Here is a 12,498-nt window from a genome sequence, read left to right as displayed (position 1 = left end):
AGTTCCTACTGCGTGAAAAAAGGGATCGGCGTTCTCAGCGCGTTGAAGCCGCCGGATCAGAGAGATCAGGCAAAGCCCCGCCCGCTATGGCCCACAGATACAGGCTTGCCGCCGAACCAAAAGGGCTGTAGCGGCGACGATATATTTCAAAGCGGTCGCGGCGGACTTCCCGGTGTCGGTGCAGCATGCGCAGGCCCCGCAGGATGGCAAGGTCGCCAAAACTGAGCACATCAGGCCGCTGGAGTGAAAACAGCATAAGCATTTCGGCTGTCCACACGCCAACCCCGTCCAGCGCGCACAGGGTGGCGCAGAGGCTGGCATCGTCCATGAGCCTCAGGGCCTCCACATCCAGTTCTCCCAGCAGCACCTTGCGCGCGGCTGCCTTCATATAGCCAACCTTGCGGAAGGATAGCCCCACTCCCTGCAACGTGGCCGTCTCTGCGCCGTCAATGGTTTCAGGCGTCACCTCGCCAAGGGCAAGCACAAGCCGCGCCCACACGGTCTGCTGCGCCTTGGTGGCAATCTGCTGCCCGACTATGGAATGCATGAGCGCGTCAAACAGGTCGGGCCGCACCTCCCGCTGTATGGGGCCGATGCGTTCCATGGCAGCGGCCAGACGTTTGTCTTTGCGCGAAAGGAAGTCGATTTCTTTTTGGCCGTAGATAAAATATTGAGGCATTATTACGTCCTGGACAAGGTTTCTGCATCTGAACATACAGCAAGTCATCGTATTGGCGCAAATAAAAAAGTTCACTGGATGATTTTATTGCGCCGATCGACCATAAAAAACGGCGCGGAATCTCAAAGATTCCACGCCGTAAAGGAACTATGCCCGCTTTTAAAACAGCTAAAGCTTAACCAGCCTAGTTTTTGAGGCTGTGAATCGGCGCAGGAATTCGACCACCAAGGCCGATAAAGTCTGTGGCGTCACCCTTGGGCACGGGTATAATGGCAGCCTTGCCGAGCAGACCGCCAAAAGACACTTCTTCGCCAACTCCCTTGCCGGGCACGGGAATAAGGCGCACTGCCGTGGTCTTGGTGTTGATAACGCCAATGGCCATTTCATCGGCAATGATGCCGGAAATGGTCGAAGCGGCCGTATCACCGGGGATGGCGATCATGTCCAGCCCCACAGAGCACACGCTGGTCATGGCTTCCAGCTTTTCAAGGCTGAGCAGACCGGAGGTGGCCGCAGCCTCGATGCTGGAATCTTCAGACACAGGGATAAACGCGCCGGACAGACCGCCCACGGACGAAGAAGCGAACGCGCCGCCCTTTTTCACCGCATCATTGAGCATGGCCAGCACGGCAGTGGTGCCGGGCGCGCCGATGCTCGAAAGGCCCATGCTCTGAAAAATTTCGCCTACAGAGTCGCCCACCGCAGGCGTAGGAGCCAAGGAAAGGTCGGCCACGCCAAAGGGCAGGCCCAGACGGGTGGCAACTTCGGTACCGATCATTTCGCCCACGCGTGTCACCTTGTAGGCCGTGCGCTTGATGACTTCGGCCATATCCAGCAGGGTAAGGCGGCCGCCCTTGCCGTTGTGTCCGGCTTCGCGGGCGCGATCCAGGGCTTTTTTGACCACGCCGGGGCCGGAAACGCCCACGTTGATGACTACGTCAGGCTCGCCCACGCCAAGGTAAGCGCCAGCCATGAAAGGAACATCCTGCGGAATATTGGCAAAAACCACCAGCTTGGCGCAGCCGATGCCGCCGCGCTCGGCGGTGGCTTCGGCCACCTTGAGGATCTGCTGACCCATAAGGGCCACAGCATCCATATTAATGCCGCTGCGCGACGAAGCCACGTTGATGGATGAGCAGATGCGGTCGGTTTCGGCCAGGGCCTGGGGCAGCGCTTCAATCAGGGCGCGGTCGCCCTTGGCAAAGCCCTTTTCCACCAGAGCAGAGAAACCGCCCAGAAAATCAACGCCGGCTTCCTTGGCGGCCTCGTCAAGGGCCTTGCACACGCGCACCATGCCATCCGGGCCAAAGGGCGCGCCCACCACAGCAATGGGGCTCACGCTGATGCGTTTGTTCACCACGGGGATGCCGTATTTGTCGCCCACTTCGTTGCACACGCTCACGAGCTGGGAGGCGTAGCGGCGCAACTTGGCCTTAACGTTGGCGGTAAAAAGATCAAGGTCATGGCTGACGCAGTCAAACAGGCTCACGCCAAGGGTGACTGTGCGCACGTCAAGATGCTCGTTGCGGAGCATGTTCAGGGTGCTTATAACTTCGCGTTCTGAAAGCATGGAGGTCTTCCTGTATGTTCGGGCTGTCGGCCTGCCCTATGGCGGCCCCGCCCGGAAGGCGGTTTTGCCCTGACGCGCAAAACCGGGCGTTCAGGGGAATGTGCATCGTCTCTGAAACCGGATCACGCCATGTTTCAGACGCAGACCGGAGGGCGCATGCGCCTCGGCGATGTGAGGTCTAAAAAGAATTTACCCGATGCACAGCCTCAAAAATATCCCTGTGCTGGGCGCTGACGCGCAGATCTCGCTTCTGCCCTTCGCAGTCAAGCTCACGGCGCAGGCGGCCCATGTCAACACTGTCAGGCACCATGACTTCAAAAACAAAAAGCGCATGGTTGTTGCCGCCCTCGCCCAGAATGGCCTTGAGACTTTCAATGTTCACACCATGTTGGGCAAACACGCGGCTCATGGCGGCGATAAGACCGGGCTTGTCCGGCCCGTCGGCAGTGACCACAAAGGGTTCGCAGTGCAGGTCTGTGCCCCACTGCCCCTTGATTGCGGGCCGCACGAGGACGGAGAGATCAACCTTGGCGGATTCCAGCCCGGCGCTCAGCTTGGAGCGCAGGGTTTCCGCGTTTTTTTCCGGCGCAGCAACAACAAAGATAGCCGCAAATTCGCCGGAGAGGATGGTCTGGGTCACTTCTTCGATGTTGCAGCCGCTGTCTTCGAGAATGCGGCTGACAGAGGCCACCACACCGGGGCAGTCGCGCCCCAGAAAGGAGGCTGTAAATTTTTGCATGACGCTTTCCTTGAAAAAGCCGCCAGCTTGATCCTGACGGCGGTTGTATCGTGTAAAAGGTCTTTATATACGTAAACAGGTCAAAACTTCAAGGGGGCGCAAAGCCCCGACTGGCGCGGATATAAGCCGCCGCTTGCATTGATGTTTCCTGTTGCGCCAGAGTAGCATCAACACCAGGAGCATTCAACAAACCATGATTTTACAGCAAGTTGTAGACACATTCCTCACAATCTTGACGCCCAAGCGTGAATGGCATACCGTAACGCTCCTTTCAGGTATGGGCCATTCAGGAGTCGTTACGTGGATACTCGGGAAAAGAAAAACAGCAAGCCGGCTATCAAGCTGGGTACCAAGTCGCAGCATGCGGGCTATTTTATGCCCATGCTGGAAAGTTTCGCCGCGCGCGAAGGCCTCAACGAAGTTGTCAAAAACAGAGTTGTCAAATCGTGCGACCTTTTGGATGCGGGCGTACCGCTTTTCCCCAACGACTTCCGCAAGGAACACGACGTTGCCTGGGTGCTGGACAAATTCGGCGCTCTTGAAGGCGACTCCCTGGACAGCCAGGAAGACGTGTTTGCCATTGCGGGCCGCATAGTTTCCCTGCGCTCGTTCGGCAAGGTGGCCTTCTTTCATATTATGGATCAGAGTGGCCGCATCCAGTGTTACGCCTCGCGCGAACACATGGATGAAGCAAACTACACTGTGGTCAAAAAGCTCGACGTGGGCGACATCGTGGGCGTTTCCGGCCACCTGTTCCGCACCAAGACGGGCGAACTCACCATTGCCTGCCGCAAGATCAAGCTCATCACGCGCTCCATGCGCCCCCTGCCGGAAAAATATCACGGCCTCACAGACATGGAAACGCGCTACCGCCAGCGCTACGTTGACCTTATCGTCACGCCGCGCGCGCGAGAAATTTTCTTCAAACGCAGCCTGATTGTGCGCGAATTCCGCCGCTTTATGGAAGACCACGGCTTTATGGAAGTGGAAACTCCCATGATGCAGCCGCTGGCTGGCGGCGCTGCGGCCAAGCCTTTCAAAACACACCACAATGCCCTTGATCTGCCCCTGTTTTTGCGCATTGCGCCCGAACTCTATCTCAAGCGGCTGCTGGTGGGCGGATTTGAAAAAGTCTTTGAACTGAACCGCAACTTCCGCAACGAAGGCATCGACACACGCCATAATCCGGAATTCACCATGTGCGAATTCTACTGGGCCTATGCCACGTTTGAAGACCTCATGGACTTTACGGAACAGCTTTTTGCCCATCTTGCCATGACTGCCTGCGGCACCACCGTGGTGCCCTATCAGGGCGAAATGATCGACCTCACGCCCGGCAAGTGGACGCGCCTCAGCTTCTACGATTCGCTCACTCAGGTGGGCGGCCATTCGCCGGAATTCTACAATGATTACGGCAAGGTCAAGGCCTACATCCGTTCGCGCGGCGAAAAGGCCGCCGACAGTGAAAGCCTGCAAAAGCTGCATGCCAAACTTTTTGATCTTGATGTGGAAGGCAAGCTTATTCAGCCCCACTTCATCTATCATTACCCCACGGAAATTTCGCCGCTTTCGCGCCGCAATGACGAGCATCCGGAACTGACGGACCGCTTCGAGCTGTTCATCACCGGACGCGAGCTTTCCAACGCCTTTTCGGAACTCAATGACCCTGTGGATCAACGCCTGCGCTTTGAAGATCAAGTGCGCGAACGCGAAGCAGGCGATGACGAAGCCCACAGCATGGATCAGGACTACCTGCGCGCCCTTGAATACGGCATGCCTCCGGCTGCGGGCCAGGGCGTGGGCATTGACCGCCTCGTGATGCTGCTCACCGACTGTGCCTCAATCCGCGAAGTTATTCTCTTCCCCTTGCTGCGCCCGGAAGTATAGAACGATAGGGCACTACCTTGTTTGACTGTCTGTAAAGAGTATTGACGCTCGCTTCACGAAGCGCCGCCTTATTGGCGGCGCTTTTTTGTTGTTCAGCAGTTTTAACAAGATGCAAACTCAGTCCGTTATAAAAAATTACCTGTCAAAAAACATTTTTGAATCAAAGGTATATACTATTGTCGCCACTGGTCGATAGTTATACTCATAAAAGTGTAAACCAAGTCCATTGGGCATGTGTTCGCGCATGGCGCATACATTTATCGCATTGGTTTGGGCGAGGAGGTTCTTATGAAAATGGGGCTGCTGAGCAAGATGCTCCTGTCCATTCTTACTCCGGCAATTGCAGGGCTGTTGCTGGTCGCAGGCGTGAGCTATAAAATTTCTGAAAGCAACTTGCGCGACCAGATTATCAACGATGCCAGATCGCTGCTGCGCTGCCAAAGCATCGGCCTGCACGCCATGTTGAAGGTGATGGAAGAGTCGCTCGCCATGGTTGCCGCCGACAATCGGGTTATTTTATATCTTGACGCCGTCAACGATAAAATGCCTGAGGTCATGACGCGCACACTGTTCAACGATGCGGATGCCGCACTCAATACCTTTGTGACGCTCAATTCCAACTTTGAATTTTGCGGTGTTGCCGGAGGGGACGGCATAGCCATTGCCCATCATCTGGCAGGCGAAAAACATCCCAGCAAATCCGTCGGGGTGAGTTTTACTGACCGCTCATACTACCAGCGCGCCATGCAAGGCAAAAAAACCATTACCGGCGTGATCAGCAAAACCACGGGTAAGGTTGCAACAATCATTGGCCTGCCCATCATGCGCGATGGCAAGCCCGAAGGCCTCGTGTGGGCAGGCGTTGACAACGAAAATCTCGCCCGTACCACCACAAGCCAGATCGATTTCGGCACCAAGGGCGGCATCTATGCCTATGACACCAAGGGCATGATGATGCTGAACCGCGACCTCAAGGCCTTTGGGCGGGATGACAGCAAAAAACCTTATGTTGCGGAGATATTGAAAAACCCTGAGGGGCTGGTGAGATTTACGGGTGAAGACGGCAGCAACAAGTCTGTCTTTTATCGGGCCATGCCGGAAGTCGGCTGGGTTCTTTGCCTGGAAGTGGACAGAGACGAAATCTACACACCCACGCGGATAATGCTGGGCAACTCCATGATGTTGACTTTTGCAAGCGCTCTTGTGGTCGGGCTGATCATCTTCTTTGCGGCGCGCGCCATCGCGCGACTGCTCAGGGGCATTTCCGGCATTGCGGAATCCGTTGCGGAAGGCCGCCTTGAAACAACCCCCGCAGAAAAAGCCATGCTCTTTGCCGCAGAAAAACGCCGTGATGAATTCAGCACGCTGGCATCGGGTATGGAACACATGGTCGGCAACATCAAAAATTTGCTGCAAGAAAGCGAGCAAAAAGCCAGAGACGCCCAACAGGCAACGGAAGAAGCCAGGCTTGCTACCGCACGTGCTGAAGAAGCGGCCCAAAGGGCAGAGAATGCCAAACGCGAAGGCATGCTCACCGCAGCGGGTCAACTGGAAGAAGTGGTCGCCATCATCTCCACGGCCTCAAGCCAGCTTTCCGGGCAGATTGAGCAGTCGGACCAGATAGCCGCGCAGTCGGCCCAGCGCCTCAGCGAGGCCGCAACGGCCATGAACCAGATGAACGTGACCGTGCAGGAAGTGGCCCGCAACGCCTCCTCGGCCTCGGCAGTTTCTGCCGAAACGCGCACCAATGCGGAAAGCGGCGCACATATTGTGGAAAGCGCCTTGCAGAGCATCGGTCAGGTGCAAAAAGTTTCGCTGGCGCTCAAGGACGACATGACCAAGCTGAACCAGCATGCCCAGGCCATTACCCAGATCATGAACGTGATCTCGGATATTGCCGACCAGACCAACCTGTTGGCGCTCAATGCCGCCATTGAGGCCGCACGCGCTGGCGACGCCGGGCGAGGGTTTGCGGTGGTGGCCGATGAAGTGCGCAAACTGGCGGAAAAAACCATGTCCTCCACCAACGACGTGGGCAATGCTATATCTGCCATCCAGCAGAGCGCTTCACAGAGTGTGGCCGCAATGGACAAGGCCCTGGCGGAAGTAAATACGGCCACCGAATTTGCCAACCAGTCGGGCGCCGCCCTGCGGGATATCGTGAGCAATGTGGAAGCCACTGCCGATCAGGTAAGCGCAATTGCCACCGCAAGCGAGGAGCAATCCGCTGCCAGCGAAGAAATCAACCAGTCCATCGTGCAGGTCAACGCCATGTCCGGCCAGACTTCGCAGGCAATGGGCCAGGCCACAAAGGCCGTGGCCGACCTTGCCCAGCAGGCACGCAGACTGAGCGAACTTATTGAGGCTATGAAACGGGGCTAAAAACCGGAACAATAAAACTTGTGGATGATTAGTCTTGCCCTTGAGGACAAGATAAAAAGAGGCCCCCGGTCTGGTTTGCCAGCCGGGGGCTTTTGCCTGGTAGTTGCTCTGCGAATGGGGATATTTTCAAAAACAACACCAGACTGAAAAAAACTGGCAACAGGCAGAATGGTACAACGGGACCGTCTGTGTTCCAGCTGCAACGCCGCATATGCGCCAGTCTGGCACCTTCTCCCCACCGGGGGCTGCACCGGGTACCTGCCCTTGACAAGTGCCCTGCTGCGGGACGTTTGTCCAGGTACAGACAGTTGCGCGCTGCCTGCCAGCGGCAATCCCTGACACTATTGACTTGCCTTGCGGCAACGCAATGTCCCAGGTCTAAAATAACTCTTGAATATCCGGGCAAGGTGGGACAATATGCCGCAAATGTCATTTGAACTATTCGTTGCCCTGCGCTACCTCTTTTCGAGGCGAAAGCAGACATTCATCTACATCATATCGATCATGTCCATTCTGGGCGTGGCTATCGGCGTTGGTGCGCTGGTGGTGGTGCTTGGCGTGTACAACGGCCTCACCACCGACATGCGCGACAAAATCCTCGGGGCCAATGCCCACGCCATTGTCATGTCCTACATCCCCTCGGCCTTTGAGAACCGCACCGACCTTCTGGATCGGGTGCGCTCCGTCAAGGGTGTGACCGGGGCAACCCCCTTTATTTACACGGAAGTCATGCTTTCCGCTGGCGGCGGCGTCAAGGGCGTGGTCTTGCGGGGCATTGATCCGAAGTCGGCCCCTGCGGTGCTTTCCATGCTGCGCCAGATGCGCGTGGGTTCTGCTGCCGATCTTGAACGCGAAGGCGCACCAGGGCTTATTATCGGCGAGGAGCTGGCCAAGCGCCTTGGGCTTGGCATGGGCAGCCGCGTGAATCTGCTTTCGCCCTCCGGGCAAAAAACCACCTCGGGCTACGCGCCGCGTGTGCGCCCCTTTGAAGTGGTGGGCATTTTCAAGACAGGCATGTTTGAATACGATTCCTCGCTGGGTTTTGTTACACTCAACGCCGCTCGCGATGTGCTGGGCCTGCCGGAAAATTATCTTTCGGGCGTGGAACTGACCGTGGCCGATGTTTACAAGGCGGACAAAACAGCCGCCGAAGTTTCAACCGAGCTTGGCTCGCCCTTCTACGTGCGCTCGTGGATGGAAATGAACGCCAACCTTTTTGCAGCGCTCAAGCTGGAAAAAATCGGCATGTTCATTTTGCTGGCCATGGTGGTGCTCATCGGTTCTTTCTCTATTGTAACAACACTGGTCATGCTGGTTATGGAAAAAACGCGGGACATCGCCATCATGATGTCCATGGGCGCCACAAGCAGCATGATACGGCGTATTTTCATGTTTCAGGGCACAATTATCGGGGTTATCGGCACATTGCTTGGCTATGCGTTTGGCCTTTCACTCGGCTGGCTGCTCAAGCGCTACCAGTTCATCAAACTGCCTGAAAACGTCTATACCCTCGATCATCTGCCCATTATCATAACCCTCTCCGATGTGCTCATCATTGGCGCAAGCGCCATGCTGCTGTGTTTTCTGGCCACCCTTTACCCGGCACGGCAGGCATCGCGCCTGCAACCGGCAGAAGCCCTGCGCTACGAATAGCCATGTCAGCACTCTATACTTTTTCAAATGTGGGCAAAAAATTTGCCACACCCGGTGAAGAGACCGAGATTATCAAGGATATTAACCTGGTTGTGGAAGAAGGCGAGATGCTCGCCATCGTTGGACAGTCCGGTTCCGGGAAGAGTACCCTCTTGCATCTTATGGGTGCACTTGATACTCCAAGTACGGGCGAGATATGTTTTGAAGGGCGCAACATGGCGCTCATGAGCGCTGACCAGAAAGCTGCCTTTCGCAACAAGACTCTGGGCTTCGTTTTTCAATTTCATCATCTGCTGCCGGAATTTTCAGCCCTCGAAAATGTGGCAATGCCGGCAATTATTGGCGGTGCTAAACAAAGCGCCGTAATGAGCCGTGCGCGTGAAATGCTTGACCGCGTGGGGCTATCGGCGCGTATGGAAAGCAAGATCGCCACTCTCTCGGGCGGCGAACGCCAGCGGGTGGCCATTGCGCGCGCGGTTTTTATGCGACCGCGCGTTCTGTTGGCTGACGAGCCCACCGGCAATCTGGATGAAGTTACGGGAGCGCAGGTGGGCGCTCTCATGAACGAACTCAACCGTGAATTGGGCATGACCCTCGTTGTTGTAACGCACAACCGAGAGCTGGCCGCAGGCATGGGCAGAACCCTGGAACTGAAAGCGGGGACATTGTATGAAAAGATTTTTGAATAACGTACTGTGCAAAGCCCTGTGCCTTGCCGTGCTGGCCTGCGCCACCCTGGCGCTTCCAGGTGGAGCCGTAGCGGCAGAAGGGGCACTTGTGCTTGTTCTGCCCTTTCAGGTGAACGCAGGGCCGGAAATGCCCAACGCCTCGCAGGATGTGCCTCAGGCGATTGCCGATCAGCTCAAGCAGAACGGCATGCGCACTGTTCCCATGGAAACCGCCCGCGTTTTGCAGCGCAACAGCGGTGAATCCATTGACCTTGCCACCGCGCGCGAACTTGGCCGCAAGGCCGGAGCACGCATGGTTATTTACGGCAAGTTTAACCAGCTTGGTCAGGGTTTTTCCATGGACACGCGCATTGTGCCTGTCTATGAGGGCGAAGCCGTCCCCGCCGGTTTTGAGCGCAATTCGCTAACCTCGCTGAACGAATGCGCCGCTGTGCTGGCCAAACGTGCGGCAGAAATTGCCAATCCCGCCACCACCACCGCCGCCGAGGCCGCGCCCAAAAAGAGCGATGCCCCGGCGACCCTTGTTCCCATGAACGCCCCCACCTCTGCCCACGGCGGTCTTGCCGATGTGCAGGTACGCGGTATGAAGGTGCTTGACCCCGATACCGTGCTCATGCGCCTCACCATCCGCAAGGGCGACAATCCCGATGCCACGGCCATCAACGAAGAAGTGAAGCGCATATGGGATATGGGCTACTTCAGCGATGTGCAGGCCACACTTGAAGGCAACGTGCTTGTGTTCACCGTGGTTGAAAAGCCCCGCATCGACAACATCGTTGTTGACGGTTCGGACAAGGTCAGCAAGGACGACGTGCTGGCAGCCATGGGCACCAAGAGCGGCAGTGTTCTGAACGAACAGGTGCTTTCGGACGACCTCCAGAAAATCAGCGAACTGTACCACAAGGAAGGTTTTTACCTTGCCAAGGTCACCTACCGTCTTGAAGACCGTCAGGGTGGCCGAGGCGCAGTGCTGGTAATCAGCGTTACCGAAGGCAACAAGCTTTATATCAGGGACGTCAAGATTGAAGGCCTTAACAAGCTCAATCGCGGCGATCTTGACAAATACATGGCCCTCAAGACGCGCGGCATGTTCTCGTGGCTGACGGGTACCGGCGTGCTCAAGGACGAATACCTGGAGCGCGACACCAACGCCATCGCCGCCTTTGGCCTTAACGAAGGCTACGTGGACATTCAGGTGGCTGCGCCCACCGTTGAATACCGCGATGACGGCATCTACATCACATTCAACGTGCACGAAGGTCCTCGCTATACCGTGCGCGACGTGGTCTTTGCGGGCGATGTTATCGACAGCGAAGACAAGATGCTTGAAGTCGTGCAGATGGACGACTGGAAAAAGTCCGACAAGTACTTCTCCCTCACGGTCATGCAGGAAGACTCCAAACGCCTGACCGACTACTATTCCGATTACGGCTATGCTTTCGCAGAAGTGGACACCAAGGTCGTCAAGGCCGATGACGGCAGCGACCAGGTGGACGTGGGCTATGTGATCAACAAAAAACAGAAGGTCTTCATCCGCCGTCTGTCTGTTGAGGGCAACACCAAAACCCGCGACAACGTCATTCTGCGCGAAATGCGCCTGGGTGACGGCGACATGTACGAAGGCGCCAAGCTGCGTCGCTCCAACGAGCGCCTGAACCGTCTGCACTTCTTCTCTGCCGTGGATATGGAACTGATCCCCACGGAAAACGAAGACGAAGTTGACCTCAAGGTCAAAGTCAAGGAAAGCAATACCGGCGCCATCATGGGCGGCGTGGGCTACTCCAGTTACTACAGCGTGGGCTTTACCGCCTCCGTCATGGAACGCAACCTCTTTGGTCGCGGTTACTGGTTGCAGTTGCAGGGCTTCTTCTCCTGGCGCCGTACGTCGGGCGTGCTGTCCTTCACCAACCCGCGCCTGTATGATACCGATCTCTCCGTCGGCAACGACCTGTACTATACGCACGATTACTGGGATAACTTTACCAAGGACACCATCGGCGACACGATTCGCCTGTCGTACCCCATTGGTGAATATACCAGCGTAGGCGGCGGTTATCGTCTGGAACGCTATGTTCTTTACGATGTGGACGACAATGCTTCTCCGTACATTCGCGACTACAAGGGCACCAACTGGACAAGCGCCATTTCTGGCCGCATCCTGCGCGACACTACGGACTCCAAGGAACGTCCCACCAAGGGTACCATTGCGCGCCTGTGGGCTGAATACGGCGGCGGCGGCCTCGGCGGCACAGACAACTTTATCAAGACTGTGGCCGACTGGCAGGGCTTCTGGTCCTTCAACCCGCAGAACACCATCCACGTCCGTGGCCGGTTGGGCGGCGTGTACCAGAACACCAATTCCAACGTCCCGGTGTTTGAACGCTTCTGGGTTGGCGGCATGGATACCATTCGCGGTTACTCCTTCTCCGACCTCTCGCCCCGCGACTACAAATACAACGGCGACCAGATCGGCGGCGACCGCATGGGTGTTGCCAACTTTGAATACATCTGGACTTTCCAGAAGGAGCTTGGCCTTGCTCTGGTTCCCTTCTTTGATACTGGTTACAACATCGACAGCAAGACCATGGGCAACGACCTCAACAAATACATCGTCTGCTCCACGGGCCTTGAACTGCGCTGGCGTTCGCCCATGGGCGACCTTCGTATCGCCTACGGTATCCCGCTGGTTCAGGACTACGACAAGGAACGCGAATCCGGTCGCATAGAATTCAGCATGGGCCAGTTCTTCTAGCCCTCACTTCTGCCGCTTGCGGCAAAGATTCGGCGCGCCGGAGGCACAGTTTTCTGTGTATCCGGCGCGCTGCTTTTTTCATGCACATACCAAGGCTTATCAGCCAGCAAAGAGGGAGTTTTGCCATCTTTGCGCCGCTGGCATACA

General features: G+C 56.5%; 8 protein-coding genes. 5 read left to right on the top strand and 3 right to left on the bottom strand.

The window, feature by feature from the left end; genetic code table 11:
- Positions 1-34: 34 nt before the first annotated feature.
- The 3 genes from JMF94_RS04310 to JMF94_RS04300 form a co-directional block, all read right to left on the bottom strand.
- A complete protein-coding gene (locus JMF94_RS04310; protein ID WP_240823932.1) occupies positions 35-679 on the bottom strand; it encodes a DNA-3-methyladenine glycosylase 2 family protein in 645 nt (214 codons plus the stop codon).
- 184 nt (positions 680-863) lie between these two features.
- Positions 864-2,249, bottom strand: a complete 1,386-nt coding sequence (locus tag JMF94_RS04305; RefSeq protein WP_192112466.1) for a PFL family protein — start codon at positions 2,247-2,249, stop codon at positions 864-866.
- 178 nt (positions 2,250-2,427) lie between these two features.
- On the bottom strand, positions 2,428-2,988 hold the full coding sequence (locus JMF94_RS04300) for an ACT domain-containing protein (RefSeq protein ID WP_240823931.1): 561 nt from the start codon (positions 2,986-2,988) through the stop codon (positions 2,428-2,430).
- A gap of 381 nt (positions 2,989-3,369) precedes the next feature.
- Here JMF94_RS04300 and lysS point away from each other — a divergent pair, with 381 nt between their 5' ends.
- The 5 genes from lysS to bamA all read left to right on the top strand — a co-directional run bounded on the left by lysS (position 3,370) and on the right by bamA (position 12,351).
- Entirely contained in the window at positions 3,370-4,875 is a 1,506-nt protein-coding gene (lysS, locus tag JMF94_RS04295; protein WP_240824206.1) for a lysine--tRNA ligase, read from the top strand.
- Between the two features lie 288 nt (positions 4,876-5,163).
- Positions 5,164-7,257 (top strand): methyl-accepting chemotaxis protein, encoded by a 2,094-nt coding sequence (locus JMF94_RS04290; protein WP_240823930.1) that lies wholly within the window; start codon positions 5,164-5,166, stop codon positions 7,255-7,257.
- Positions 7,258-7,683: 426 nt separating this feature from the next.
- Positions 7,684-8,910 carry a lipoprotein-releasing ABC transporter permease subunit gene (locus JMF94_RS04285; RefSeq protein ID WP_240823929.1) on the top strand — a complete coding sequence of 409 codons (1,227 nt, stop codon included), beginning with the start codon at positions 7,684-7,686 and terminating at the stop codon, positions 8,908-8,910.
- Between the two features lie 2 nt (positions 8,911-8,912).
- The gene (locus JMF94_RS04280) at positions 8,913-9,599 is read left to right on the top strand and encodes an ABC transporter ATP-binding protein (RefSeq protein ID WP_022657995.1); all 687 of its coding nucleotides are present in this window, start codon (positions 8,913-8,915) and stop codon (positions 9,597-9,599) included.
- On the top strand, positions 9,580-12,351 hold the full coding sequence (gene bamA / locus JMF94_RS04275) for an outer membrane protein assembly factor BamA (protein WP_240823928.1): 2,772 nt from the start codon (positions 9,580-9,582) through the stop codon (positions 12,349-12,351). Before JMF94_RS04280 ends, bamA begins: the two co-directional genes overlap by 20 nt.
- Positions 12,352-12,498: the final 147 nt, after the last annotated feature.

Origin of the sequence: Desulfovibrio sp. UIB00 (genome assembly GCF_022508225.1) — a bacterium.
Classification (GTDB): domain Bacteria; phylum Desulfobacterota; class Desulfovibrionia; order Desulfovibrionales; family Desulfovibrionaceae; genus Desulfovibrio.
Note: the sequence above shows the minus strand (reverse complement) of the source record. Positions and strands in the feature narration are given on the sequence as shown.